The following is a 26,977-nucleotide window of genomic DNA, read 5'->3' on the forward strand; positions in this document are numbered from 1 at the left end:
CGCGATGGGTGCGGCGTCCCTGGATGAGGTCGCGGGCGGCCCGTGCCAGGGCGCGCAGCGAGTCACCGCCGCCGACAACAACGGCGCCGCAGCTTCTCAGGTGCGGCGCCGTTGCCCAGACATGGGTCGTCAGACTGGAAACCAGCTTGCCTGAGTAGCCACATCAGCGAGATACATCGTGGCAGCACGTTCGCCGGACATGGCTGCTGCGTGTACGGCCGACATTGGGTAATCGAATGGAGAGCCGAGGATGACGGCAGCGGCCTCTGGAGGAAAGCGGACCGTGACAGCGGGAATTTGGCTCTTCGGGCCAAGCGCTTTGAGCGTCTTGAGCAGAGTGAAGTCGAAGGCGTGACGCGCATGGCGCATGCGTTCCATGAGCACCATGTGTACTGGCCAGGCTGCGGCGGAGAACGGAGCCATAGCTGTCAGAGTCTCAGTGGAGAGGCCAGGAATATCCCGCCCCGCGGATAGCACCCGATCGCGCTGGCACGCGTAGTGGGCTACGGCGAGTGCCATAGCCGGGGAGAGGGAGGCCGCTGCCAGCAACGTGTCATGGCTCAAGGGCCGGGCGATTGTGAGACCTATCCGACTAGAACTCATGAGTAGAGCTTGTCGCATGTTCTCGGGCAGAGCGTTGAGGGTCGCGTTCATGAGGGGCAGGTGCTGGTTGACCACGTGTTCCTCTGCGACCGCGAGCAGGCCGAGCAGCCATGTGGCACGCGAGAGCGGGTCGGGGTGGGCGTTGTGTTGTTCGCTCCACCAGGAGACGTCGGTGCGGTTGCGTCGGAGTTCGGCCAGAAGACGGCCGTGGTCGAGGGCTGGCCCCAGTGGTTGCGAGCCGGGGGTGAGATCCCCGCCCGTGATGTAGTTGGTTGCCGCTGCGCCGATCACCGTGATTTCTGCCGCCAGCCATGAGGGGCCGAGGAGAGAGGTGAGGACGCGTGCGGTATTGCTCCAGGGAGAGGTGGTGTGACTCTGGCCTTTATGGAATTTCGATGCAGTCTGCAGGTCAGCGAAGCGCGGATCGCGGTCCTTGACACGCCTGAATCCCCTTTGGCGCTGCTGGGCGTCAATGTCAGGGGCCAGATGGCCAACGATCGCAAGCATTTGGTCAACAGTACTGTCCGCCATTCTGAGGAAGTTCTGCGGCCGAAGCACCCGCATCAAGCTTGCGGCGAAGGTGGGAGCAGAACACGGCAGATCGCTTGCATGCCCGTTAAGCACGGCCTGGACCATGCGATGTTCGGGCTGGGATCCTGGAGCGGGTGTCAGGCCGGCGTTCAGGGCCGCGGCAGCCGCGTTGTCATCGGTAAGAGCAAGAGTGGTGGTCTCTTGTGGTGTGAGTCGGCTGGCGCTGTGAAAGGCAGTGCCGATTCGCAGCCATCCGGTCTCGCAGTCGCTGCCTATGGCGCGCTGCATGTGGGGATGCCACCAGTCGTAGAAGGCATCTGCGTCGTCAAGGAGATAGGTGGCGAGGTCCAACCGCTCCGAGGTGGCTTGCGAGGCGGGGACCTCGCTGACGAGGTCGAGGAGCTTGTCAGCAAGGTATTTCGCGCCGCGGTCGAGCGTGGGCACGGGGAGATCGTCGTGTTCTGCTAGGACCTCGTGGATGAAGCGGACGCTGAGGTCGTCCAGGAACATGTCCGCGGCTCGGTTCTGGGTCTTGGATCGGCCGCTGAAGACCCCGTCGGCCAGGAGTACCCAGGCAGACAGCCGTAGCTGTCTCGGTCGGGTACCTTCGTCGCGCTCTTCTTCCAGTGCTTCCACCAGACCGGCGAGCTCGTTGGGCCGGGCGAAGCCGGCGAAGAAGCGGCTGGTGTTCAGCCAGTAGCTGCGGCGAACGAGGTGGCGCAGGATCTCTGAGCGGTCGAAGGTGCGGTCATCAGCACCAGCGAACTCGTACATGTAGCGCGCCGCGAAGTACTCACGCAGAGGCTGGACGTCGAACTCGAAGGTTCCTTGCGTCTTGCTCGCCAGTGCCCACACGCGGTCGGTGATGTTGGTGAAGAGGTCGTCGACGAGGCCGACGTTCTTGTCCACGCTGTAGAGGTAGTTCAGAATCAGGCGCTGCAGCTCCCGGATGGGCAGCTGACCATTGCTGCTTTCCTTCTCCGCATCGGCCTGCAGCCGCCACCCGAGGAAAGCGGTCACTTCCTCAAGATCGGTGCGGTGCTCGTTCACCGCCGGGGTCTTTGCGGCTTCCCGGTCGAGGAACGTCTCCATGTAGGAGGTGTACAGGTCGGTTCGGTTGGCGGGGACCGAGTTGTCACGCTTGTACATCAGGGAGAGCAGGATCGTCAGCTGCATGGGGTTGTTGGCGAGCTGAGCGATGTGCGGTTCGGCCGAGCGCTGGTGGAAGATGCGTTCCAGGTTGCGGTGTTCCTTCTCCGGGACGGACCTTGCCTTCACCCATTTGTGCAGGTAGGTGGTGCGCAAGCTGTCGCTGAGCCGATCCAGGGCGATCGCTTCGAAACGGTCTGGAGTGGGCTCGGCCAGGCTCCCGACATTGGGACGGGTGGTAACGATCACCTGCGCGTCGAAGGCGGTACGGAGCCGGGCGGTGAACCGGTCGATCTCCTCAACGACACGCTCACGGGTCTGTGCCCGTGCGACTTCGTCCAGACCGTCCAGGACGATCAGTACGGGCAGACGCTCAAGGATGCCGGCGACCTCAACCGCCGTCGCCGACAGGCCACCGCTGTGAACCGTGAGCACGTGTGCGAGGAACTCCTCCAGGGACCCCTGCCGGCGCAGCGTTGCACGAGGCTTCTGGACGGCAGCGTCGAAGGGATCGACCCCCGCAAGCCAGGCTGCGTAGTCGTGCAGATCCACCCGCAGAGGCAGACGCGGGTCCCTGACTGGCTCATCGGCTGCCGGGGCATCGGCCGGGATCGGTTCTCCAAGGTAGGCGGCACGGTGAAGCTGGCACACGTACTGCCCGAGAGTGGACTTGCCCTGCCCGGGCTCACCTCTGATCAGCGTGAAAGGCCGATGGGCGCTCATCAGGTAGCTCGCGGCCCCGCCCAAGCGGACGCTCTCGGACTGCACGGACGTACGGTCCACGATGTTGTTGGGCACCGCCATACGGACGGCTTCGACATCGATGAAGAGGTCTTCCAGGCGGTGTGAGGTGAGTTCTACCTGCTTGAACTTCACCTTCGCGTCGTCATCCCACTGCGTGGCGATCACGTTCATGGCGAGCTTGCGAAGCGCATGGTCGTGCGCCTGCGCTTCCGCGCCATGGATGAGATAGCGGACCAGGTCATGGCCGGCCAGCATGTCGGAGTAAGCCCACTTGAGCGCATCAGGCGCCGCATCCACGCGCGCGTCGATGTCCGCGCGCCACCAGATGTGGATGGGAATACCGAAATCTTTTTCATGCTTGGCGAGGTGATGGTCCAGCTTGTCCATCGATCCGCGCTTCGGCACGGCCGTCCCGGTGACCGAGGTCAGTAGGTAGTAGGCCTTAGCACCTTCCCTGACGAGCCGACGAATGTTCTCGGCCTCGCCTGCAATCGCTTCGTTCAGCCAGGTCGCCGGCTTCTGCTGCGCCTTGCTGGTCCACTTCACCTGGTAGACGACCAACTGCCCGTCCACCTCACGTGTGGCATCACGCCCCCCGTCGGAGTGCCCGACCGGGTAACAGCGCGTCTCGGAGAAGCTGTGAGCCAGCAGCGCGTTGCACAACCGCTGAAACGTCTTCTCATTGAGCCGCTCGTACAGGTAGCGTCCGTCAGCCTGCACTACCCCACTCATACGCCCACCCTCGTTCCACGGCCCCGATCAGCACATCCACCCTAGGTGACGACACTGACACAGTCAGGGCCTCAGCTCTTGCGCACGGACGGCCCGCTGTCAGTCCCCCTTCGTAGGCTGGTGTGAGACACCTGACAACTTTCAGAGGGCCCACAGTGCTGGAAGTAGAAGACTCGGTATCGGTCCCGTTGGTCCTGTCAGGCCCTCGCTACGTCCCTGTGACGGTGCGGCTTGTCTTCGGCATCAGTCGTTGACCAGCACATTTCCGCAATGGGACGACTGAGCGACGCTCGGTCCTTTGGACGTTGCGCCAGGGCTCGCTGCGGCGGGCCGGGGCGTTCGGGGTCAGGCCGGGTTGTCTGGATGCTGGTTGATCCAGGCCAGGCCGATGGGGTCCAGGTGGTGGCGGGCCCGGGTGACGGCGACGTACGCCAGGCGGGCTTCTGCCTCATCGACGGGCTGGGGAACGGGGCGGCCCTGGGTGTCGACCTCGTCGGTGTCGGCGGGCGGCGTGAAGTCGGGTGCGATGCGCACCCGGGCCCATTCCCGGCCCTTGGCCTTGTGAGCGGTGGAGACGGTGACCTCGGCCGCGTCTTCGGGAACGAGTCGGTCGACGGCCTGCAGGATGGCCTCGGGCCCGTGCTCGTCGACGAGGTTGGCGAAGGGCTGCAGATCGCTGCCGGCGGGGTCGTGCTCGGCGTAGTCGCGCAGCGCCGTCCAGGTGGTGAACAGCACGAGTTCGGGGTGCTGGGCGCGGCGTCCCTGGATGAGATCGCGGGCGGCCCATGCCAGGGCGCGCAGCGAGTCACCGCCGCCTACCAGCGCCGTTGCGATGCCAGCGGCGATGAGCGCAAGGACCTCGGTCATCGCGCCGATGTTGGTACGGCACAGGACCGCATCCGAGTGCCCGGCACGGGATCCGATCGTGGTGCGAATGTCGGGTGTCCCGGTCAGCCGGATGGAGGCGTTGCTGAGTGTGAGCCAGCGGTTGGCCTCCGTGGCGAGCGCGGGACCGAAGCGGAAGGAGCGGGTAAGCGTGAGGTGATGGCCGGTGAACCGTGCCATCACATCCCGGGCGCCGCGCCAGCCGTAGATGGCCTGTGCCGAGTCACCGACCATGACGATCTGAGTGCGCTCCTGCTGGGCCAAGACGATCTGCTCGAGAACCGGGTTGGTGTCCTGGGCCTCGTCCAGCAGGAGGCAGTCGCCGTGCAGGACCGGCTCGGTCAGGGCCCACATCTTCAGGTAATGGTCGTGCTCGAAACGGACTGCGCCGCTGTAGGGGTCCTGCAGATCAGCCCACGCCTTCGTCGCGTACGGCAAGATCAGGTCGGCCAGTTCCGCATACTCCTCATCGTCCAAGCCTCGCAGGCGCGGGACGTGATGGTGGCCCAGTTGCATGTCGGCCGACTGGCAAAAGCGAGTCACCGTCCGCAGCGTGGCGTTGGACAGCGTGGCCGGCATCAGCCCCGCCCGGCCGATGTCGGCCGGGGCGTTAAGGCCGAGGTCCTGCCCGATCTGCCAGCCAGGCCGCCTAGGAGCATTCAGGCGGCCGCGGAAGCGGTGGCCGAGCGCGGCGTAGGCCAGCGAGTGGGCCGTCTTGCACTGGACCGCCGAAGGAAAGCGAGCGGCGGCGTCCAGGGCGATGGCCCGGTTGAAGGCGAGGTATTGCCCACGCCGCAGCGGCATCTGTTCCGTGAGGAAAACGAGCGTGGACGTCTTGCCTGTGCCCGCGCCTGCCTGGATGGCGAGATGGTCACCGCTGCGGAACGCCTCCAGGGCGGCGGCCTGTTCGTCGGTCGGGGAAAAGGGCATGGAACAGATCTCTCCGGAAGCTCGAAGCCTGCGCCACAGACACGTGGGCGCAGGGAAAGGGCCGCACCCTGGGCAGGTGCCGGAGTAAAAAGTGCCAACGCATCCGCCCGTGTCTTACGTACGCGCCGCCCGGTCCGCCCGATGTGGTGACAAGAAGGCGACAAGAGTGCAAATCCAAGACGCACGTACGAGAGTGCCACCACGTTTGGGTGGCCGACGGGCGGCTGTGCTCAAGCGTCGGACTTCGGAGGTTCGTGCCCCGCGCATAGTGGATCCAGGAGCTCGCCCAGCGGGATGGAGAAGGCGTGGGCGAGAGCGTGCCAAGTGGCCAGCGTGCCGATCGTGCGGCCCTGCTCGATCTCGATCAGAGTTCGGCGGGACAGACCACTGCGCGCGGCGAGTTCGTCATAGCTCCACCCGCGCTGCGCACGCAGGCGAGCGAGGGAGAGCCTGAGTGCCGTCGGGTCGGGCTCCGGCGGCGGGATGATCGTCACGCATCCATCCGACGGTGCAGACCTCTACCCTGGCAGTGCAGACCTCTGCCCTGTTTGTGTCGGTACGGACTGGCTCTGATAGGGCAGGGGTCTGCACTACGGTGTTCCGCACCCGGAGCCGCCCGGACACAGGGTCGGCGGCTGACTGCTCACGGCTTGGAGGGACCGATGTCCATGGCTCTGTCCGCATGCGCCTGGACCGTCACGATCAGCGGTTCGGCGGGGCGGCCCGTGCTGACGTGCAGTGCCTGCCCGCAGTCGTTCGTGGCCGTGGGCGCTGATGGGGTCGTGCAGGTCCGCCGGCATCTTGCGGGCCACTTCGTCGAGTCCCGGCTGCCTGCGTACCTGCGTACCTGTCAGTGTCGGGAAAGGGGCTGTGCGTGGCACGGACGCCAGGGGCCCTGTTCCGGTCCGCTGCGACTCCTGCTGATCCGGGCGGACCGCGGCCTCACCTGGCACCTTGCGGATGCCTGCACCGCGTGCGCCGCCGCGATCCCTTGCGCCGCTACCGTCCCCGAACCCCCGCAGGACGCGGCCGGCCGCCATGTGCGGGGGCCCGCGGGTGAGGCGGTTGCGGACCTTACGTGTGAGCCCGCCGAGTGGGTGGAGGCGCTGTGAGACGGAGGCGGTGTTCGCCCAGTGGATCTGCAGACACCCCGCCGCGGTGCTGGATCTGGCCCGGGCGGGGCTGGTGGCTGGGCTGTGGGGGACAGGCACACGTTCGTCGGCCCGCTGGAGTGTGATGAGGTGAGAATCGGCAGATATTTCCAGCCGCTGCCGCGCTCCCCCTAGCCATGAGGGCTGATCATCGCCGTCGCGGCCATGCCGCTGCGGCGCGCCGACCTGGATGGGACAGACGGGGGACGCGGCGCATCGCGGGGGTTTCACTACCAGTACGTGCGCACATTGGAGCGGCTGGTTACGGTGATCGACGAGCCGGAGGTGGTGTGCGTTCGGGTGGAGGGCCCGCCGCCCGGCGACACGGTGGTGGACAAGGTCGATTTCGACGTGGTGGACGCGGACGGAGCCGTACGCGAGGCGGTGCAGGTCAAGAGCCGGGTCGCTGGTGGTTACATGAGCGGCACGATGGCGCTGGCGTCCTGTTGGACATGCTCAGCGGCAGTCAGAGGGCGGGCCGTTACTGCACAACCTGCTTGGTACCGAAGCGCAGGAGGCCCCCCGGCGGGCGCGACGTAGTCGTGCACCGCGGGGGAGGGAGGGGCTGAACTGGGTCGGCGTGCCGATCCCGATCCCCCGGACCGCGTCAGGAGTCGAGCGGGCGGAACGGGATGACGTTGTCCGCAGCCAGGAGGTCCGGCGAGGGCGCTGGTGTGTGCTGCTGATGGGTGAGGACGGCGTTGGCCAGCGTCAGATTGGTCACCAGCTGACGCAGTTCTTTGAGTTCCTTCTCCTTGTTGTCGAGGGTCTTCTTGAGCTTGGCGACCGTCTCCCGCAGCCGCTGCTCCGGCTCCGGCACCTGCTGGGTCTCGGCGCGGACACGCTGGTAGAACTCATTCTTCAGGTCGACGTGGCGCTTGAGCAGGGCCATGCGGTGGACGCCGGCCTCTACCGCGAGCGCGGTGGCGGTGAGGCCGCCGTTGGAAACGGTGGCCCGTCCGGCAAGGAGCCGGTTCATTGCTTCGCGAATGCGGGTGCGTTCGTCGTGGTGCTGTGGGTTCATGCGAGGTCCTCGGCGCTCTGGGCGGTGGCGTCGTGCGCGTCGGCGGCGACGCGGAGGTTGTCGGCGTTGCGCCGAAGACGCCTGGCGATCTTCTCGGGTGCAGCGGAGGCCAACTGGTCGATCTCATCGGCCCGTTCTCGCATGCCACGGGCGTGGCCATCGGTGCGGACGGTGTTTCCGCAGCCTGTCTGACAGGCGTACTGCCTCGGTGCAGTGGCGTCCGGTTCGGGCTCGCAGAGCGCGTTGTCATGCTTGAATGCACAGATCAGGAACGCGTCCGGGTTGTCGTAGAGCACGACACCGTCACGGGCCAGGAACTTGGCCGCTTTCTTCGCGAACGTGCGAGGGACGATCCGCCCTTCGAACCGGGGGGTCGACGCAGCAGCGGTGATGGCCCGGCGGGCGGCAGGGCCGGAGATCTTCTCTCCGTCGGCGAGACGGTCGCGCAGGTGAGCGGCGGTGTCCGCGGCAGCCAGCGCAGTTTCGACGTCGAGGACGCTGTGGACGCCGCCCCGGCTACGGGAACCGTAGGCACTGGACGTGCGGGCGTCCAGCACGGTGCGCATGTGCCCGTACTGAATCGCCAGCGCGATCAACCCGCCCGGGCGGCGGGCGATGTGCCAGGCCAGAGTCCTTCTGAACCGCGCCATCCCGATGGCTCCGTGCGGATCTTCGGGGATGACCTGGTCGGGCAGGTGATGGACGTGCGCCTCGTGGTTCGCCCATGCCACGAAGTCTTCAATCCGGTCCCTCAAAGACGAACCTTTCAGCACTCCGTGAAGGCTGCGCCGGTAGATGTAGTCGTGGTGGGAGGAGCTCAGCAGCATTTCCCCCGGGGGCACCATGCGTTCGAGGACACGGATGGAGTGCACGACGGGCGTGATGGCAACCCATGGAACTTCCCGTTCCTCGCCTGCTGAGATGTGGTTGCCGTCATCGTCGGTGACGTTCTTGTAATGATGGCTGCGGATCAGGTGACGACCGGGCGTGCCGTCGGCGGCCGGCTCCGGGTCAGGGCAGCAGCCAGACCGCAGACCCTGCACTTCCTGCGGACGCATACCTGTCAGGTAGAGGCAGATGATCACTGCTGCGGTGCCGAGGTGCCGCATGAGCTCGCCGGCCTCGTCGAAGTCCATGTGCTCGCGCCAGGGATTCCCGTTGATCTGCCCGGTGACCGACACCGGCAAAGGACAGGGACCCGGCCGTGCGTTGGCCAACTCCGAGAGGCGATGCCGCTCGTTGAACCGGTCGACCTGGCTCAGGCTCGCACCGGTAAGGGCGGCCACGTATGTGCGCGCCAGACTGCGCCGGCCGTGCATCTGCACGGAGGGAAGCGGCTCGCCTGACCGGGCCGCAGGAAGCAGAAGCTGGGCGAGGGCTGCCAAGCCCTCTGGGCCGGCCCCGTTGTACGCGGCCGTGGCGAGCAGGCGCTCACGCGCCTGCCAGGACGCGAGGATGTCGTCGGCGAAGTCGTCAACAAACCGGATCGCCCAGACCAACAGGGGACCGAGGACCTTCGAGTCGAGCGGTTCCATGCTGTTCTCTACGCGCGAGCCATCAGCCGAAGGGAGGTAGTCGTCAACCCCCTCCTCCTCCCAGGGAGGCCGGGTGATGCCCGCAGGGCTGGCACTGAGCTGATCGAATGCCCAGAGATCCGTCAAGCGCGCGCAGATCCTTTCCGCGCTGCCACGGATCACGCCGTCGGCCAAGCGCTCGGATATATAGGCGCGCCACACATCCTCGGTGCAGGCGTCGAGGCTCGTGATGCGGCGTACGTGCAGCCAGCGCGCCAGCCTCAGCCACTCGTAGCAGGTGTCCCGCATATCCGCGGCGGATGTTCTGCCTCGGGCACGGGCCCCTCGGTCCTGGAGGTAGGTCGGCCTGAGCCGGCCGTTGATCATCGTCCAGGCGGCAAGTTTGACCTGATCGAGGAAGGGGGCCGGGCAGCCCCTCCAGTAAATCGTGAACAGCCTGGTGCCGGGATTGTCGATGAGCGGGGCCAGGGGCCAGATGGCTGCGCCGTAGCGGGCATTGGCGTGCACATTGCCGGGCTTGATCCACTGCGGCAGGATCGCTGGACTGTCCGGTCCGGGCAGGGACAGGACGTAGGGGTCGGCTTCGGCAAGGCTGGTCATGGCGCGAGGTCTTCCTTCAGCAGAAGCCGGACAATCGTGCGGTCGTTGTCGCTGACCCGGCCGGGGTCCGCCGTCCAGGCGGTCAGACCGATTTTGTCGCGCAGGTTCTCAAGCCGCAGCACGTGATCGCCCCAGCGCTCACGGAACCTGCGATCGTCCGTAACGGACCGCAGACTCAGGATCTGCTGGTACAGGTACGCGAGCCGCGGGTGATGGCCAGGGTGGACATGGGCGTTGGAACAGGCCAGACAGAGCAGAAAGTCTGCCCCGCAACCGCCCTCGGGAGCTGGCCAAGGGCTGGAGTCCTCGTCCTCGCAGTCCGCTGTTGCCGTCTCTTGATGGCTCGGGTCCGGCGAGTCCGCGATCTTCCCGCCGAAGACGGTGGAGCGGGCTTGATCCAGAGCCTCCAGAGCACCAGCTTCGAAGACACCACGAGAGGCCTTTTGAACCTGCGGGTCGGGCAGAACGTAGATGCTCTCGTGGGTGCCCTGCGTGTGCTGCAAAGGGCGGCCCACATGGGTCACCGTGGTCCGGCGAGCCCGCTGGAACGGCGACCCGCCCAGCCCCTGGCCGCGCGCCCACCACGACGCCAGATCGTCCGGGATCCCGAAATCCAAGGGGCCCAGCGAGGCGGGCCGGTCCAAGTTCCTATGCTTCTTCTCGGGTCGGTGGCTTCGAGCGACCATCAGCAGGTCAGTTCCCGGCACCAGCGTGTTGGCGAGGGCGCGGCCGTGAGCCGTGGCCGTCAGAGCTTGGGTAACCAGCCTCCCGGGGGAGTCGGCCCCTGAATCGGTCACGTTCTCGGTGGAGAACCACCGTCCCTTACCGGCGCGGTGCTTTTCGACCTGAATCTGGTAGGTCACCGAGGTCGTCTCACCGGCCGACGGCGCCGCAGTCGGCACTGGCATGCAGTCGTACTGGGACAGATTCCATCCGAACTGGTCGGTCAGCAGCACTGCTAGCGCCGTGAGCTCCGAGCGGTCGAGGAACAACCGGCCCCAAGTCTTCTCCGAACGGTTGCCCCCCAGCAGCTTGCGATGCGTCACGTGGACCTGCCCGCTCGGATAGGTCGTGCGCGGCACGTCCCCCGTGCGGGCGGTGTGATCGAGAATCTTCCCGATCTTCCACTCGCGGCTGCCTGCAACAAGATGGCCCGCCCGCCACTCCTCCAGCAGTCGAGTGTTCTCACTGATCCGGAGAAGGGCCGCGCGGAACTGGCGCCGAGCGGTCAGCACCACCCGCTCCCGCTCGGCCTGCTCATAGGACTGCTTACTGGGTGCCGGCGATGGAATCCGGCGGGCCAGTTCTTCCGCCGCCGGCCCGGCAGTCAGCCGCGGATCCTGCCGCAGCAGGGTGCGCACTACGCTGAGCAGGCCTCTGCCGCTGTTTGTGTCAATGTGCTTATCCCGCCAGCTCTGCAGCGCGGCGACCGTCAGACCGTCAAGGTCATCGGGCGGGCACTCCAACGAGCCGACGAACTGAGCGAACAGCCCGATCTTGCTCCAGCAGGTGTTTGCCGTCCGGTGACTGGTCCAGTTGCGCGACTGGGCGGCAAACGCTGCGGCCAGCGACCGCTGCATCGGTCCAGCCACCTCAAGGCCGCCGAAGTCGTACTCCGCCCTGTGACCGGCCTTGTTGGTGACCGTCACGACGACAGACCCCGGGACCAGCGCCGGCTCGACACGATGGTCGGGAGGCGGTGGCTGGGCCCTGTGTCCCCGCCTGCTCACGACACTGCCCCGAGGAGCAGGTCGATGTCCTGGATGCCCGCCGTCTCCCGGGCCAGCCGGGCGAACACGCCATCCAGATCCTCGACATCCTCGCCCTCATCAGTGGTCTCTGCAGCAGCGAGGATCGACTCGAGTTGCAGATGCGCGACCGGCGCGAGGTAGTGCCGCTTCGTCGTCTCCACGTCCGCATGTCCCAGCAATGTCTTGACCAGCCACCACGGGTCGCCGAACAGCAGGGCGAAGTCCCGCCGGTCCTTCTTGGTGAGCCCGTAGCGCTTCTCGAACAGCTCGTTCAACAAGATCAGCATGTAGAGCGCCATCGAGTGCCGGCAGGAATGCGGCGTCATGTACGGGGTCTTGCCCTGCACCTCCGCCAGCCTGAACTGCCGCCGGATCTTCCGCTCTTCCTCCGTCAGAAGGGTCTCCTCGCAGCGCAGATTGGCCATCCGGAACACACCGTTCCATCGGTCCGGGGTCATCGGCAGACCCTGTTCCGTCAGCCACAACCACGCCGGCTCCGGCCCTTCCGGTCCATCAACGAACAACCACTGCCGCTCACGCCAGCCCAGACGACTGAGCTCCTGGCCACCGACAACGCCGTCCGAATCCACCCACTCCACCTTCGGTTTCAGGCCATGCGTCACCCCTGTGACCAGCCGCATCGTCGGCAGACGCTTGTAGCGGCCTGACTCTTGGGCGCGTTGCACCACCCAGGCCCGCTCCGATTCGACGTATGCCTCGACCTGGCCGACGGAATCAACTGACGCGTAGTACGTCCGACTGTTCTTCGACCTGGTCACCGCGCCAGCGATGCGGCCATGCATGTAACGGCCATGGCGCAGGCGCTGAGTCGGCAGCTCGAAGACGAGCAGCGAACCGCCTTCTTGCCGCCGTAGGCCCGAGCTCAACAGCAGCTGCACGAAGCTCGTGTTCCGCAGCTCAGTCCGTGATTCCCACATCGGCGCCGCGACACCGGCGCGGGTGTGACCGCGCAACCCGATGTCAGACCACAAGCCCCAAGTCCGCGGGGTCCCCCACGACACTCGCGAACTGACCGAGTCCGCCGCCCGGTCCTCACTTCGCGAGACATCCACCGGCAAGGGATAGACCTTGCCCCACTTGAACAGTTTCGTGAACGCCGCAGCCTCGCGGTTCCACTTTGTACCGCTGATCCGGACGGGATTCTCTGGGGCATTGCACCGCCAGTCTCGGTAGTCCTCCAAAACCTGCGGCGTGGCTTCCCTCCATGACAGCCCACGCGAGGACAGATAATTCAGCAGCAGCCGGTAGTCCGTCGCATAATTCCTCTTCGTTTCCCGTTCCAGGTTTCGGAAAACCGTGGACCGTACGAGATCCATGAAATCCTGGTCCACCATGCCGTCGGGCCTGATGTACACCGGATCGCCCGGCCTCAGACCGATGCGGGCCACTGCCCCCGGCAGGTCATGCACCCCGAAGCTACCGTCCGCGGGCTGCGTCCCCCATTGTCCCGGATCTGGAACCCACACCACGTGCCACTCGCTCAACCCGAGCTCCTCCCTGTGCACTTGAACAGATCACATCATCAGGGAAGTTGAGAACTCCGGTGCGGAGTGGCCGCAGAAGAAGCTCACCGTGGGACTCAGCCCGGCATCGGTGCCGAAGGCCGGCAGTGGCTTCGACCTGGCCGTCGCCAGTGCCGTCCTGGGCGCCGCCGAGCGGATCGATCCGCGGGTGCTCGCCGACCTCGTGATGATCGGTGAGCTGGGACTGGACGGCAGAGTGCGACCGGTCCGGGGCACGCTGCCCGCGGTCATCGCGGCGGCCGACGCGGGGTACGAGCAGGTGGTGGTGCCCGAGTGCGCCGCCGCCGAGGCCTCGCTGGTGCCGGGTGTGTCGGTGCTGGGCATCCGCAGCCTGCGCCAGCTGATCGCCGTACTCACCGACGAACCCGTACCCGAGGAGGACCCCGGTGGCCAGGGGCGGCCCGATCCGCTCCTGGCCGGGCTGCGGTTCCCCGGCACCGGCGCGGCCACCGGCATGCACAGCGCCGGCGCGGCCCACTACGACCCCGGCTGCGACCTTGCCGATCTCGCCGACGTCGTCGGCCAGCTTCCGGCGCGGACCGGGGTGGAGGTGGCGGCGGCCGGCGGGCACCACCTGTTCCTCGAAGGACCGCCGGGCGCGGGCAAGACCATGCTCGCGGAGCGGCTGCCCTCGCTCCTGCCCCCGCTCGACCGGCAGGAGTCGCTGGAGGTCACGGCGGTGCACTCGGTGGCCGGCCTGCTGCCCCCGGGCAAGCCCTTGATCGACACCGCTCCCTACTGCGCCCCGCACCACTCGGCCACGATGCAGGCGCTCGTCGGCGGCGGCCCCGGAATCGCCCGGCCCGGAGCGGTGTCCCTCGCGCACCGGGGTGTGCTCTTTCTGGACGAGACGCCGGAGTTCGGCGGCCGTGCCCTGGACGCCCTGCGCCAGCCGCTGGAGGCAGGGCACGTCGTCATCGCGCGCAGTTCCGGCGTGGTGCGCTTCCCGGCGAGGTTCCTGATGGTGCTCGCCGCCAACCCCTGTCCCTGCGGCCGCTTCTCGCCGAAGGAGGCCCTGTGCGAGTGCCCGCCCTCGTTGATCCGCCGTTACCAGGCCCGGCTGTCCGGCCCGCTGCTCGACCGGGTCGACCTGCGGGTCGAGGCCGAGCGCGTCACGCGTGCCGAACTGACCGCCGACGGGGCCCGCGGTGAATCCACCGCCACGGTCGCCGACCGGGTGCGCGCGGCCCGCGAACGCGCCGCCGCGCGGCTCACCGGCACCCCGTGGCGCACCAACGGCGACATCCCCGGACGGGAGCTGCGCCGCCGCTGGCACGCGGCGCCCGGCGCGCTGGAGGACGCCGAGCGGAGCCTGGAGCGCGGTGTGCTCAGCGCCCGCGGACTCGACCGGGTGCTGCGGGTCGCCTGGACCGTCGCCGACCTGGTCGGCCACGACCGGCCCGACGCCACGGACGTCGCCCTCGCGCTGCAACTGCGCACCGGTGTCCCCCGCGGCGTGCCCATGGCCATCGGAGCGCTGACATGAGCCGCGCCGACGGCCGCGGTGACGAGTTCCTCGCCCGGATCTTCCTCACCCGTGTCCTCGAACCCGGCGACGAGACCGGTGGGCGGTGGGTGCGGGAACTGGGCGCGCGGGAAGTGGTGTCACGGCTGCGGGAGGGAGCCGAGCCGCTGCCGGGGGTGAGCGGCCGGCGGTGGGCCGGACTGCTGGCGCGGAGCGCGCGGGCCGAACCGGACCGGGATCTCGCCGTCGCGCGGGACGCCGGGGCACGGTTCGTGTGCCCCGGGACGTTCAACTTCTGTGGACATACTCTGTGTTGCCTCAGGACGGGTTGCAGCGGAGAGGTCTTGTGTTGTGGGCGAGTGGTGGCTCTTCTGGACGGGTGATGGGGGTACGCCGGGAGAGGGCGAGGTAGCTGGATGGGGTGATTTGCCGGAGCGGGAGAACGCATTGAAGTTCCGCGATCGGCAGCCGATTCTGGTTTCGCCCGAGGGGAGGGTCGATCCTCGACTGAGCAAGATCTTTCGACGGTCGGCGTTCTCCGTCAAGGCTGAGGGGACCCAGGAGACGTACGCGCCGATCTACCGGGTGTTCTTCACGTTTTTGTGGCAGCGCGGTCTGAACTGGGATGAGGCCACTCCCGAGGACTTGGAGGATTGGGAGGAATGGCGTCGCCGGGCGGCGGCGAACCCCGAGAAAGTCGGTGGCGCCACTTGGGCAAAGGAGCTGGCCGCCCTCACGCTCTTCTACAAGGTGGCCTGCGGGCACAAATTCGTGGAGTTCAGCCCGGTGCTGATGCGCTCGATCCGTACCCCGGACGGAGGCACGGCCGAGATCGCCGAACTGTCGCCGAACGACGTGGTCCATTCCGACGTGAAGTGGCTGACGCCGCGGGCCTTCCGGCTGTGGCGGAACGTGGGTCTGGGTGGCATGCTGCCCAGCGGCCTGGAGGATGAGACGTGGCGAGGCCGGCTTGGCGGGCGTGACTGCGCATTCGCTGACTTCACGTACTCGAGCGGGATGCGCCGTCGCGAGGCCGGGACGATTCTGACCTGCGAGATCCCTGCACTCGGCCGTCAGAACTACTACTCCGGGAAGGTGGGCCACCAGGTCGCCAAGCGGGCCGGGCACACGTTCTACGCCGGTCACGCGGCTCTGCAGAGGGTGGCGGGCTATCGCCTGAGTACGCGGGCCGAGGCGGTACGGGTCGCGCAGGCTCGGGGTGCGTACGACGATCTGCCGGGCCAGCGGATCGTCCGTATGATCACGCGGCAGAGAAAAGTTCTGTGGACCGAGCGGGACGGCCGTCGGGGCGAGGGCTCCCTGGACACGCTCACCGCGGCGGACCGGCTCAGGCTGTACATCCGGACTGAGGACGGTCTCGAGCCGGCGATGTTGTGGCTGACGGAGAACGGCATGCCGTTCTCCTACAAGAATTGGACCAAGGTCTTCGAGCGGGCGAGCGACCGCTGCGAGGCTCTGGGGCTCGACGTGTTCGCCACCCCGCACATGCTGCGGCATTCGATGGCCCTGCGGGTGCTCGTTTCACTGCACAATGCGCTCGACCGCCGCCTGGGGCTGACGCCGGCAGAACGCCGCCACTACGAGGATGTCTACGGACAGGTCTGGTCGATGGTCAAGGACATGCTCGGACACAAGAACGAGCAGGTCACCAGAGACATTTACCTTGAGCCCGTACGCGGGCTGCAGCTGGATTCCCTCCTCAACGACGAGGACAACCCGGTCAACGCGGAGAAGATCGCCGAGCTGTCGGCCCGCACCGGCCTGATCCTGGATGCGGCATGAAGGGGCCAGGGCCCGGCCGACGGGCAGCCCTGCCTCCAACAGGATGGGAACGGGAGCCGGTTCTCGACCCGACGGGCCTGATCGTTCGAGCGGTCGGTGAGAAGGGCGAAGACCTGGGCACCTGGGACTTCAGCGACGCACCCGGGCCTGAGGGCCTGCGCCTTGAGCTCGTGGAACTGCTGGCCCGGCACGGCAGGGCTCGGTGGACCAGCGAAGCCACCTACGGGACCGCGTCGAAAACCCTGCGCAAGTTCCTGCGGGACGCTGCAGCGGCCGAACCGCCCATCACCACGGTCGACCAGATCAACGTGTTCTGGTGGAAGTCCTGGAGCCAGGACATCGCGGTTCGCCGATCCTTCGGATCGGTGCTCCAGACGAGCCCCCGGCTGCCGACCGAGACCCGCTCCTACATGGCGGCCCCGCGCCGCAAACCGACCGCCGAGAAGAAGACGGCACCCAAGCACGCTCACTCGAAGGCAGATCTGAAGGCGGTCCGTGACGCGGCCGCCGCGACGGTGCGGTCGGCTCGCTTGCGCATCGCGAAGAACGTCACGCTCATGGAGCAATGGCGCAACGGTGCATTGACCGAAGGGAGCCCCGACTGGGCCTGGGGCCAGATGCTCGACTACATCAGCCGCACCGGGGACGTTCCCCGCTACGCGGGCAAGAACCGAGTCCTGGCCAAGGAGACGCGCCGCCTGATGGGCGATGAAGGCGTCGCGAGCATCCTTGCCAGGCTCTTCCCGACCGTCCAGGAGATCGCTGCGGCCTCAGTGCTGCTGATCGTCCATGAGGGCTGGAATCTGTCCGTGCTGCGGAAGATGCAGGTGCCGTCCTTCCCCAACGCGGACGGAGACTCCGACTCGCCGGCGGTCCACCGGCTGGCCACGGACAAGGCCCGCCGCGGCAAGAGACGCCGCCATGCCAGCAACAACCTCGTCGATGCCGGGGAGGGCAGCAGCGGCTGGGCGATGAAGCAGACACTGGACCTGACCCGGCAGGCCAGGCTGACCTTGGAGAGGCTGGGACGGCCCAGCCCGATGCTCCTGCTCGCCCGGCGAGGGGCCGGCGGACCGGAGAACCTGAGCTCTCTGCGAGACGGCAGCGCTCTCGGGCAGGCGATCACGGACTGGGCCCGCGACCAGCGGGAGTCGGGAGTCCGCCTCCCGCCCAGGACCAGTGCTCAACCGCTGCGGCACAGTGCTCAGATCCACCACGGCCGGGCCCGGAACAACACCCAGGCCACCCAGGACAGTGACTACCTGCTCAAGGACGAGACGGTCCGCGAGGACTCGCGCGACGTTGTGGAAGCGGGCCTGGCCAAGGCCGTTGAGCATGCCCGGGAACGGGTGGAGATGCGGCTGATCGCTCACGCCACCGGCGACACGGAGTACGACGCCGAACAGGTCGCCAAGGCCGCAGGTATCGACCGTGAAACCGCGATGAACATCGTGAAGGGCCGGCTGAAGACACCTGTCGCCTCATGCACCGACTACGAGAACTCCGACTTCGGCCCGGTCGGCAAGCCCTGCGGAGTCTCCTTCCTGCTGTGTTTCGCCTGCCGCAACGCGGTGGCGACCACACGCGACCTGCCGCGGATCGTCTATCTGCACCAGGTCATCGAGGGGCTTCGCTCGACGCTGACGGCAGCCGCCTGGGCAGCCGACTGGCAAGGCCATCACGCCCGCGTCTCCGACTTCCTGAGCACCCACACCAGCCAGGACGGCAGAGCGGAACTGGTCTCCACCCTGACCGAGACGGACCGCGACCTCATCGACCGCATGCTCGACAGGAGACTCGATCCGTGACAACGACCGCCTTGGCCAACGGCGCCCGCCTCGCCGATCCGGCCCCCCACGACCTGGTCCTGCCCGCCCACCGGGTCCGTTCCAGCATCCCCGACGATCAGCTGCCCCGTTTCCGGGACCTGATCTGGCGCCTGTCCTGCATGACCCACAAGGACACGGTGAAGCCCGAGATCGTCAACTGGGCCCGCTGCCCCGAGCCGTTGCGGGCCTCGCTGATGCGGGTGGGCTGGGCAATCATGAACATCCCCACCCCCGAGGTGCTGCTGCGTGAGACGGCTTCTCGCAAAGTGATGTCGCCCAGGGCCCTGCGGCTCACGTTCAGCTTCTGGATCGATTTCGCCCGCTGGCTCGTCAAGCGGGGCATCACCGAACTCGCTGAGGTGACCGGAGAGGACCTGGGCGAGTACGCGGAACACATCCGGACCTACGGAAGATCGTGGGACCACGACCAGCGGGCAGCAAAGACCCTCACCCGGATCTGGGGATACGCGCCGTTCCTGCTGCCGCAGGACCGCCTCGTCATGCCGCCCTGGGAGGACCCAGCGGCCGTCATGAGCGACTTCCTCGGCACGAAGGACACCCCAGCCGATGGGGAGAACAACATCCCGATCGTCCACCCGGCAGTGATGTCACCCCTGCTGGTCTGGTCCCTGCGGATGGTCCTCGACCTTGGGCCGGACATTCTGGCAGCCTGGCGCGAACGCCAGCGCTTGCTCGAACGCACCCGGGAGGCCTCGCCCCAGGGGGACAGCCAGGTGGTCGTCGACTACCTGAAAAGGCTGATCACCGAGGGCAAGCCGCTGCCCGGATTCTCCGGCTTCCAGGAAGACTCGATCAAGGCCAGCGCCCGATCCCGAGGCGGCAACGGGACGCTGCCCTCCCTCAACCGCCAGTACATCGCCGGAACCCTCGGGGTCGGCACCCACCAGGTCACCGTGGCCCAGAGGCGCCTTCGGCACGAGTTGGCACCCCACCATTTCGGCCCTGACGCCCCACTCAATGTCCCGATCACCGGCCGGATCGCAGACCGGCCCTGGACCGACTCGCTGGACTTCGACGAGATCACCTTCCTGGTCCTGCACTTGTCCACGGCATCGCTGATCACGACCGCGTACTTGTCCGGAATGCGTCCCGAGGAGGTCCTGCACCTGGCCAGAGGCTGCTGCACGCGCGAAGAGCGCGAGGACGGCACCTCCCGCTACAAGATCACGGGACGCCACTTCAAAGGCGTCACCGACGACGAGGGCAACGCGATTCCGGAGGGCGAGATCCGCCCCGATCCCTGGGTGGTCCTCGAATTCGTGGCCCGGTCCATCGCCGTGGTCGAGGAACTGGAGAGCGGTGACCTGCTCTTCTCCCGCAGCTTCTCCAGGGGCTACCGGCCCTCATCGGAGGGCGGCGACGCAGTGCCCAGCGACATGGCCACCAAGCGCATCGCCAGCTTCATCGCCTGGGCCAACCAGCAGGCCATCCGCCTCGACCGCCCGCACGAGCTGATCCCGGAGGACCCCGAGGGCCCGGTCGTCATGCGCCGGTTTCGGAGGACCATCGCCTGGTTCATCCACCGTCAGCCAGGCGGACGCATTGCTCTGGGAGTGCAGTTCGGCCATGCCGCGACCTTGATCGGAGAGTCGTATGCGGGACGCTCGAAGGCGGACATGCTCGAACTCCTCGACTTCGAGAAGGGCCTCGCCTTGGCCGACGCCCTCTCCGAAGCCCGCGAACGCATCGCTGACGGCGAGAGCGTCAGCGGCCCCGCAGCCGGCCGCTACATCTCCGCCGCGACGGAGTTCGAGAACCGATATGCCGGCACCTATCTGGGCAAACGAGAACTCCGAGCACTGGTGAAGAACCCGAAACTGCAGGTCTATGAAGACCCGAAATCGTTCCTGACCTGCAACTTCGACGCCTTCAAAGCCCTCTGCGACCCCGAACTCGAACTCGGTCAGAGCAGCACCAGCAGACGACGGACCCCCGATCGATCCCGCTGCAAGCTGGCCTGCGCGAACATCAGCCGCACCGACTCCCAGATCGCGGGCATCCAGGCAGAGATCGACAAGATCGACTCAGCCGCCGAGGCCGGGCTCGACCCCTATCCCATCGCACGCCGAGAGCAACAACGGCGAACCGTCTTCGTCGAAATCATCGAACGGCACCAGAGCACCGCGATCCCAAGCGGCCCGACCAGTGAGAAGACCCGATGAACCCGGTCCAGAACCCGGAAACGACGCCGGAACCCGCCATCAACGAGGAACGAGGAGGCCAGGCTGCCGCCATCGCTGAAACCGTTGGAGCGGTCCTCGCCCACGCCGCCGACGCCCTCCAGCAGGGAACCAACACAGACGCCGCAGAGATCCGGATGATCACCGACGCCATGGTCCGGCTCCTGGTCGGTGCACCACTTCGCTCCGACGGACAGCTCACGATCAAGTCGTTGGCCGAGGAAGCCGGCTTGCGGCGGAACAAACTCACCCACAAGCACACTGGCCTCAAGGATCTCTTCTATGCCCTGGTCAAGGCCCAACAGGCCCCACCGCGGCCCTTCACCGACAAAGAGCGAGAGGCGAGCGACAAACAAAAGAAGGACCTGATCCGGATCCGAGCCGAACGGGACAGCCTCCGCACCAAGACCCAGCAAATGGCCCGAGTCATCCACGTCCTCGAGGTTGAGAACCACAACCTCAGAGAGTCTGCTGGAACCGACGGTGTCGTCCGCGTCATGCGCCGTCACCGACCGGCGTAGCAGCTGAAGCCGGGTGTGCCCCCATCGGTTTCACCCGTGGCCAAGCTCTCTCTGATATGAGCCATGCGGGTGGTGTCGTCAACTGACCTTGAGGACCCCTGCCCTAGTGTCGGGCCGGGTCAGCAACTGGCCCTGATTCTTTTCATTCTGACACGTTGTCGGGAAACCCGCTCTCACCTCGGACAACACCCGGGTTCTTGTCAGGGAGGCGCTATCGGGAGTTCGGATCGGCGGCGTTCGACTGGCACAGTCCCGTTATGCGTATCTCCACCAAGGGCTCCGTCGCTCTCATCGGGAGCTTCCGGCAGCACTACCCCGAAGTCCTGGCGGCCGCTCGGACCTTCGCGGCCGCCGGACTGACCGTGAAGAGCCCGCCGATCTGCCGGATCGTCGACCGCCGACGTGAGTTCGTGCGCTTCGAGTCTGACCCTCCGGAGTCCTCGGACCACGACCTCCAGGCGGCGACCCTGGAGAAGATCTTCACCTCGGACATGGTGTACGTCGTGAATCCCGACGGATACATCGGCCGCACCACTGCGTACGAACTGGGGCGCGTCCACGAACGCGGCATGGCCGTCTACTACGCGGAGCCGCCGAAGGACCTGCCCATCGCCGTCCCGGAGGGAGCCGTCGTCGATGCGCGCCGCTTGGTGGAGATCATCGCCGGGAGCGATCGGGGACCCGTTCCGGTCAGGCGGCCACGGGTCGCGGCGCAGCCGACGGCCGACATCGTGATCTTCACGATCCGCTCGGAACAGCTGCGGGTCCTGCTCGTGCGGCGCGGCAAGAAGCCGTATCGCGGGATGCTCGCCCTGCCCGGTGGGTTCGTCCGGCCGGGAGAGTCCCTGGAGGACACGGCGAAGCGGGAACTCCGGGAGGAGACCGGGCTGAACGGCTCCGGGATCCGGCTGGAACAACTGCACACGTACTCGCGCCCGGAGCGTGACCCCCGGGGCCGGATCATCTCGACCGCCTTTCTGGCGGTCATGTCGGATCCGCCGGAGGTGACCGGCGCGAGTGACGCCCGCGAGGCCGACTGGGTCGAGGTCGAGGAATCGCTGTGGGGCCCCAACAGCAGCCTCGCCTTCGACCACGGCGAGATCCTCCGGCACGGGCTCGAACACACCCGGACCCGGCTGGAACACACCACCGTCGCGACCGCCTTCTGCGCCGACCTCTTCACCATCACCGACCTGCGCAAGGTTTATGAGGCCGTGTGGGGCTACGAGCTCAACCCGGGGAACTTCCACCGCAAGGTCGTGGAGGAGACCACGGGTTTCGTGGTCAGGACCGACAAAGTACGCAGGTCAGGGCCCGGGAAACCGCCTGCCCTGTTCCGCCGGGGCACGGCGGACCTGCTGTACCCGCCGATGATGCGCGGCCGCCGCACCCCCTAGAACACCGCGGCCCCGGACTGTGCGAGAGCCCGAGGCCGCGACCGGAGCACACCGTGCACCGGTGTGGAGAACACCGACGCTCACCAACCCTGTGGAAGAGGCGATCTGGTGAGCATCCATCCTCAGGAAGGACAACACCATGCTGCCCCTTTCTTCTTCCAGCTCTTATTCCGGCGCCGGCGATTTCTCCTCCTCCTGGACCTGGGGGACGGTGATCGCCCTCGTCGCCCTGGTCGTCAGCACCTGGCTCATCGTCAACCACCGCCGCCGCGACCAGACCGTCCAGTGGCACCAGCCCGACTACGACACGGTGAGCAATGCGCTCCTCGTGCTGAACCGGCTGTCGCTCACGACGGCCGTCGAGGGCGTCACGGCCGAGCTGCGCGAGCTGGTCGACGTGGTTAGCAGGCTCAGGATCTCCGAACAGCGCTCCCCGGACCTGCCGTTCGGCGTGGTCGTCGCGGAGCTGGAGGGCTACCGGGCGAACGTGCTGCCGCAGAATCACGCCGACAAGCTCGCCGCGGACGAGAGCCTGCTGGACGACTACCTCGCTCTCGCCCGCGCGCAGGGCATCAGGCTCGAAGCCGCGCGCGCCGCGATCGTCCATGTACAGCGGAAGATCGAGAAGCGGACACGTAATTAGGGTCGTTCTAGTGGACCTCCGTGGGAGAAGGAGCGGTGTTCGGTGCGGCGAGAAGGCGTGCTGGGCATCGCGGCGCCGCGGAGATCCATTAGAAGGGCTCTACCTAGCTCCCGGCGGTCGCAGCGCCGACCAAACCGAACCGTATGGCAGACGACCGCTGCTAGGCTCCATGAATCAGGCTGCGGCAACACGCCAGTACTGTCCCCAGAAGCCGAGTGGCCCCGGCAGCTCGACGACCTGGGGGACCGCCGGCCCCTCGGGCTGTGGGTGCGCGGCCCGGCCGACCTGCGGATGTGGGCGCTGCGCTCGGTCGCCGTCGTCGGTGCCCGCGCCTGCACCGAGTACGGCGCCCACATGGCCGCCACCCTCTCCGCCGAACTCGCCGAACGCGGCTGGGTCGTGGTCTCCGGCGGCGCCTACGGGGTCGACGGCGCCGCCCACCGCGGTGCGCTCGGCTCGGGCGGCGCCACCGTCGCCGTACTCGCTTGTGGAGTCGACCGGCCCTACCCGCGCGGACACACCGGACTGATCACCAGGATCGCGGAACAGGGGCTGGTGATCGGCGAGCTGCCGCCCGGTGATCACCCGACACCGAGCAGATTCATCCTCCGCAACCGGGTCATCGCCGCGCTCACCCGGGGCACCGTGGTCGTCGAGGCCGCCCACCGCAGCGGCTCCCTGGTGACCGCCAGGGCGGCCCGGCGCCTGGGACGCCACACGATGGGGGTACCCGGGCCGGCCACCAGTGGGCGCTCCGCCGGGGTGCACGAACTGCTGCGGCAGGAGGCGGTGCTGGTCACCGATGCCGCGGAGGTCATCGAACTGGTCGGAGACATGGGCGAACTGGCCCCGGACCGGCGCGGCCCGGTACTGCCCCGCGACCTGCTGGATCCGGCCGCCCGCCAGGTCCTCGACGCGCTGCCGGCGCAGGTGACGGCCGGGGTGGACGGGATCGCGCGCGGTGCGCGCACCACCCGCGACGACGCGATCGCGAGACTGTACGAACTGCGAGCACTTGGATACGTCGAACGACATGGCGATGACTGGAAGTTGACACGCCAGGCGGTGATCCCGGTCGGGGACGGTTCCGATGATCACTGACGGAGTGTGTTCGGCCGTCCGGGGGAACGTCCACGCCCCTTGGAAAATACGTCAGTTGGGACACCCGGGTGAACACGCAGAGCGACGAGTGCGACCCGGTGGGGCCGGGGTCGGGACACCTCCACGCGCGCCCCGACCTCACTTCTTCGCGCACCGCGACTCCGCAGTCACGCTACGCTCACAAGCGTCCCGATACGGAAAGACAGCACGGAAGGGCACCACGGCAGGCGATCCGGGCAGGCACAGACGGGCGGCTCGGCATCGGACAGACAGCTCACGCAGACGGCGACGGTCCGCTGCAGAACGGCACAAGGCGACGAATGCCCCAGCACACCTCCGGGTCCGACCGGGCGGCGATCCCCCCAGCCGCCCGTGACGGTGGCAGCGTGCGGCCGCCCGCTCCCTCGACGCTCGACGAGCTGTGGCGGTCGTACAAGGCGACGGGGGACGAGCGACTGCGGGAGCAGCTGATCCTGCACTACTCGCCGTTGGTGAAGTACGTCGCGGGCCGGGTCAGCGTGGGACTGCCGCCCAATGTGGATCAGGCGGACTTCGTCTCCTCCGGGGTGTTCGGACTGATCGACGCGATCGAGAAGTTCGACGTCGACCGGGAGATCAAGTTCGAGACCTACGCGATCACCCGGATCAGGGGCGCGATGATCGACGAGCTGCGGGCCCTGGATTGGATTCCGCGCTCGGTGCGGCAGAAGGCGCGCAACGTCGAGCGGGCGTACGCGACGCTGGAGGCCCGGCTCAGGCGCACGCCGACGGAGAGCGAGGTCGCCGGCGAGATGGGTATCGCCGTGGAGGAGCTGCACGCGGTTTTCAGCCAGCTGTCCCTCGCGAACGTCGTCGCCCTGGAGGAGCTGCTGCATGCAGGAGGCGACAGCGGCGACCGGCTCAGCCTGATGGACACCCTGGAGGACACCGCCGCCGACAACCCGGTGGAGGTGGCCGAGGGCCGGGAGCTGCGACGGTTCCTCGCGCGGGCGATCAACACGCTCCCGGAGCGCGAGAAGACCGTGGTCACGCTGTACTACTACGAGGGGCTCACCCTGGCCGAGATCGGCCATGTGCTGGGGGTCACGGAGAGCAGGGTCAGCCAGATCCACACCAAGTCCGTACTCCAGCTGAGGGCGAAACTGGCGAGCTTCGGCGGCTGAACCGGCGGCTCGGCGGGCTGCGGGGGCACCCGTCCCACCTGCGGTTTCGGTCTGGGGACTCCCCCCTCGTGCGGGGCGTCCGTAAAGTGGTGGGCGTGCCAAGGATTCGAGCGGCCTCCGTGGCCGAGCACCGGTCGATGCAGCGAGCCGCCCTGCTGGACGCGGCACGCTCCCTGCTGTCCGAGGGCGGTACGGAGGCGCTGACCTTCCCTGCCCTCGCCGAGCGCACCGGCCTGGCGCGCTCCTCCGTGTACGAGTACTTCCGCTCCCGCGCGGCCGTCGTCGAAGAGCTGTGCGAGGTCGACTTCCCGGTCTGGGCGGCCGAGGTCGAGTTCGCGATGGCCGCGGTCGAGGGCGCCGAGGCCAAGGTCGAGGCGTACGTCCGCAAGCAGCTGGAACTGGTCGGGGACCGGCGTCACCGTGCCGTGGTGGCCATCTCCGCGAGCGAACTCGACGCGGGTGCCCGGGAGAAGATCCGAGCGGCGCACGGCGGACTCGTCGCGATGATCGTCGAGGCGCTGGGTGAACTGGGCCACGAGCAGCCCCGGCTCGCGGCGATGCTGCTCCAGGGCGTGGTCGACGCCGCTGTGCGCCGGATCGAACTGGGCGCCGCGGAGAACCCGGAGACGATCACAGAGGCGGCGGTCGCCATGACCCTCCGGGGCGTCCGGCCCTGACCCGCCCGGCTCTGGTCCGTCCGGCCCCGGCCCCCGCTTCTCCGGTGCCCCGGTCACTCCGGCAGCGGTACGCCGAGGACCGGGAGGAGTCTTGAGGGGCCGCCGAGCAGGTGGGGCGGGAGCAGGGCGAGCGGGTTGAGGTAGACGTCCGCTCTCAGCAGGCCCCAGTGCAGGCAGGGGGCCGTGCAGTGGGAGCCCGTGGCCGCCACCGTGCCGATCACCTCGCCCGGTGCCACCTCGGTCCCTTTCTCCACCGACGGCAGGACCGGCTCGTAGGTCGTACGCAGAGGTGGGGCCCCCGTGCCGGACAGCTCCACCGAGACGACGCCCCGGCCGGCCACCCGGCCGGCGTAGGAGACCCGGCCCGCCGCCACCGCCCGTACCGGGGTCCCCGGCGCCGCCGCCAGGTCCACACCGCGGTGCCCGCGCCCGTACCTGGTCTCCGGCGGTTCCCAGCCGCGCAGCACCCGCGGTCGCACCCCCACGGGCCAGGCCCGCCCGACGGCCGGCACCCCGGATCCGGGGTCCGCCGCCCCGGCATCGGAACCGGTATCGGCGGTACCAGCAGCATCAGCGGTGTCAGTGTCGGCATCCGGCGGAGCCGTGCCACCCGTCCGAGCCACGAGCAACGGCAGCGAAGGCGGCGGTGGTGACAGCAGCACCGTCGGAGTCAGGACCAGCAGGACGGTCATGCGCGCACACGTCCTCAGAAATCGGCTCACTCGCATGCGGGGAGCCTCCCCGAGATCCGTGATCACCGCCGGGACCTGTGGACCACCGGCCGGTTGTGGACAACGACGTCACCCGGCGCCCCGTGGGTCCCGTACACTTCTGGGTGGCGATCCGGGTCACCGGGTCGACTTCGCACGCCCCGACATCAGGTCCGGTCACGACCACACGGTCGCGACCGCTCCCGGTGTCAGCGCCCCTCGGTCCTCTGCGGCAACGGCGCGTCGTGGGCGTCAGGCGCGGGAACCGCCGGCTCCCGCGGCACAACC

Annotated in this window: 16 protein-coding genes and 3 pseudogenes; 11 read left to right on the forward strand and 8 right to left on the reverse strand. The window is 67.7% G+C overall.

Annotated features, from left to right (window positions below):
* Positions 1-129 precede the first annotated feature (129 nt).
* The 7 genes from DIZ27_RS31175 to DIZ27_RS31215 all read right to left on the reverse strand — a co-directional run bounded on the left by DIZ27_RS31175 (position 130) and on the right by DIZ27_RS31215 (position 13,140).
* Entirely contained in the window at positions 130-3,759 is a 3,630-nt protein-coding gene (locus tag DIZ27_RS31175) for an NACHT domain-containing NTPase (protein WP_109381771.1), read from the reverse strand.
* 345 nt (positions 3,760-4,104) lie between these two features.
* Complete coding sequence (locus DIZ27_RS31180; RefSeq protein ID WP_109381772.1) at positions 4,105-5,574, reverse strand: UvrD-helicase domain-containing protein; 1,470 nt, start codon at positions 5,572-5,574, stop codon at positions 4,105-4,107.
* A gap of 230 nt (positions 5,575-5,804) precedes the next feature.
* A complete protein-coding gene (locus DIZ27_RS31185; RefSeq protein WP_109381773.1) occupies positions 5,805-6,068 on the reverse strand; it encodes a helix-turn-helix transcriptional regulator in 264 nt (87 codons plus the stop codon).
* Between the two features lie 1,264 nt (positions 6,069-7,332).
* Positions 7,333-7,749 (reverse strand): hypothetical protein, encoded by a 417-nt coding sequence (locus tag DIZ27_RS31200; protein WP_109381776.1) that lies wholly within the window; start codon positions 7,747-7,749, stop codon positions 7,333-7,335.
* Positions 7,746-9,884, reverse strand: a complete 2,139-nt coding sequence (locus DIZ27_RS31205; protein ID WP_109381777.1) for an integrase — start codon at positions 9,882-9,884, stop codon at positions 7,746-7,748. Before DIZ27_RS31205 ends, DIZ27_RS31200 begins: the two co-directional genes overlap by 4 nt.
* The gene (locus DIZ27_RS31210) at positions 9,881-11,533 is read right to left on the reverse strand and encodes a hypothetical protein (protein WP_258308621.1); all 1,653 of its coding nucleotides are present in this window, start codon (positions 11,531-11,533) and stop codon (positions 9,881-9,883) included. Before DIZ27_RS31210 ends, DIZ27_RS31205 begins: the two co-directional genes overlap by 4 nt.
* 77 nt (positions 11,534-11,610) lie before the next feature.
* Positions 11,611-13,140, reverse strand: coding sequence for a site-specific integrase (locus DIZ27_RS31215; protein WP_109381796.1), 1,530 nt, complete (start codon positions 13,138-13,140; stop codon positions 11,611-11,613).
* Positions 13,141-13,186: 46 nt separating this feature from the next.
* Between DIZ27_RS31215 and DIZ27_RS31220 the strand changes: the two are divergent.
* The 11 genes and pseudogenes from DIZ27_RS31220 to DIZ27_RS31270 form a co-directional block, all read left to right on the forward strand.
* A pseudogene (locus DIZ27_RS31220) lies at positions 13,187-14,665 on the forward strand (YifB family Mg chelatase-like AAA ATPase); the annotation flags it as partial.
* A pseudogene (locus DIZ27_RS31225) lies at positions 14,662-14,946 on the forward strand (DNA-protecting protein DprA); the annotation flags it as partial. The pseudogenes DIZ27_RS31220 and DIZ27_RS31225, both read left to right, overlap by 4 nt.
* A gap of 145 nt (positions 14,947-15,091) precedes the next feature.
* Positions 15,092-16,447, forward strand: coding sequence for a site-specific integrase (locus DIZ27_RS31230; RefSeq protein WP_181383765.1), 1,356 nt, complete (start codon positions 15,092-15,094; stop codon positions 16,445-16,447).
* Positions 16,444-18,255, forward strand: a complete 1,812-nt coding sequence (locus DIZ27_RS31235) for a hypothetical protein (protein WP_146229021.1) — start codon at positions 16,444-16,446, stop codon at positions 18,253-18,255. The genes DIZ27_RS31230 and DIZ27_RS31235 overlap by 4 nt, the downstream gene beginning before the upstream one ends.
* Positions 18,252-20,459, forward strand: coding sequence for a hypothetical protein (locus DIZ27_RS31240; protein ID WP_109381782.1), 2,208 nt, complete (start codon positions 18,252-18,254; stop codon positions 20,457-20,459). The genes DIZ27_RS31235 and DIZ27_RS31240 overlap by 4 nt, the downstream gene beginning before the upstream one ends.
* Entirely contained in the window at positions 20,456-20,998 is a 543-nt protein-coding gene (locus tag DIZ27_RS31245; RefSeq protein ID WP_219933668.1) for a hypothetical protein, read from the forward strand. The genes DIZ27_RS31240 and DIZ27_RS31245 overlap by 4 nt, the downstream gene beginning before the upstream one ends.
* Positions 20,999-21,255: 257 nt before the next feature.
* Positions 21,256-22,395, forward strand: coding sequence for an NUDIX domain-containing protein (locus DIZ27_RS48520; protein ID WP_309074930.1), 1,140 nt, complete (start codon positions 21,256-21,258; stop codon positions 22,393-22,395).
* 139 nt (positions 22,396-22,534) lie between these two features.
* Positions 22,535-23,038 (forward strand): hypothetical protein, encoded by a 504-nt coding sequence (locus tag DIZ27_RS31255; RefSeq protein ID WP_146229022.1) that lies wholly within the window; start codon positions 22,535-22,537, stop codon positions 23,036-23,038.
* A 210-nt stretch (positions 23,039-23,248) separates the two neighbouring features.
* Positions 23,249-24,139: pseudogene (gene dprA, locus DIZ27_RS31260) on the forward strand (DNA-processing protein DprA); the annotation flags it as partial.
* Between the two features lie 320 nt (positions 24,140-24,459).
* Entirely contained in the window at positions 24,460-25,302 is an 843-nt protein-coding gene (gene whiG, locus DIZ27_RS31265) for an RNA polymerase sigma factor WhiG (protein WP_109381784.1), read from the forward strand.
* A gap of 119 nt (positions 25,303-25,421) precedes the next feature.
* Positions 25,422-25,979, forward strand: a complete 558-nt coding sequence (locus DIZ27_RS31270; RefSeq protein WP_109381785.1) for a TetR/AcrR family transcriptional regulator — start codon at positions 25,422-25,424, stop codon at positions 25,977-25,979.
* 53 nt (positions 25,980-26,032) lie between these two features.
* Here DIZ27_RS31270 and DIZ27_RS31275 read toward each other — a convergent pair whose 3' ends face one another.
* The gene (locus tag DIZ27_RS31275) at positions 26,033-26,671 is read right to left on the reverse strand and encodes a murein hydrolase activator EnvC (protein WP_109381786.1); all 639 of its coding nucleotides are present in this window, start codon (positions 26,669-26,671) and stop codon (positions 26,033-26,035) included.
* Positions 26,672-26,977 lie beyond the last annotated feature (306 nt).

It is taken from the genome of Streptomyces sp. NWU339 (assembly GCF_003143855.1).
Taxonomy (GTDB): Bacteria; Actinomycetota; Actinomycetes; order Streptomycetales; family Streptomycetaceae; genus Streptomyces.

Excerpts from the sequence above, each read along its gene's own strand:
- DIZ27_RS31175 (WP_109381771.1), bottom strand. The coding sequence starts at position 3,759 with ATGAGTGGGGTAGTGCAGGCTGACGGACGCTACCTGTACGAGCGGCTC.
- DIZ27_RS31255 (WP_146229022.1), top strand. The coding sequence starts at position 22,535 with ATGCTGCCCCTTTCTTCTTCCAGCTCTTATTCCGGCGCCGGCGATTTC.
- DIZ27_RS31245 (WP_219933668.1), top strand. The coding sequence starts at position 20,456 with ATGAACCCGGTCCAGAACCCGGAAACGACGCCGGAACCCGCCATCAAC.
- DIZ27_RS31235 (WP_146229021.1), top strand. The coding sequence starts at position 16,444 with ATGAAGGGGCCAGGGCCCGGCCGACGGGCAGCCCTGCCTCCAACAGGA.
- DIZ27_RS31205 (WP_109381777.1), bottom strand. The coding sequence starts at position 9,884 with ATGACCAGCCTTGCCGAAGCCGACCCCTACGTCCTGTCCCTGCCCGGA.
- DIZ27_RS31275 (WP_109381786.1), bottom strand. The coding sequence starts at position 26,671 with ATGACCGTCCTGCTGGTCCTGACTCCGACGGTGCTGCTGTCACCACCG.
- DIZ27_RS31180 (WP_109381772.1), bottom strand. The coding sequence starts at position 5,574 with ATGCCCTTTTCCCCGACCGACGAACAGGCCGCCGCCCTGGAGGCGTTC.
- DIZ27_RS31200 (WP_109381776.1), bottom strand. The coding sequence starts at position 7,749 with ATGAACCCACAGCACCACGACGAACGCACCCGCATTCGCGAAGCAATG.
- whiG (WP_109381784.1), top strand. The coding sequence starts at position 24,460 with ATGCCCCAGCACACCTCCGGGTCCGACCGGGCGGCGATCCCCCCAGCC.
- DIZ27_RS48520 (WP_309074930.1), top strand. The coding sequence starts at position 21,256 with ATGCGTATCTCCACCAAGGGCTCCGTCGCTCTCATCGGGAGCTTCCGG.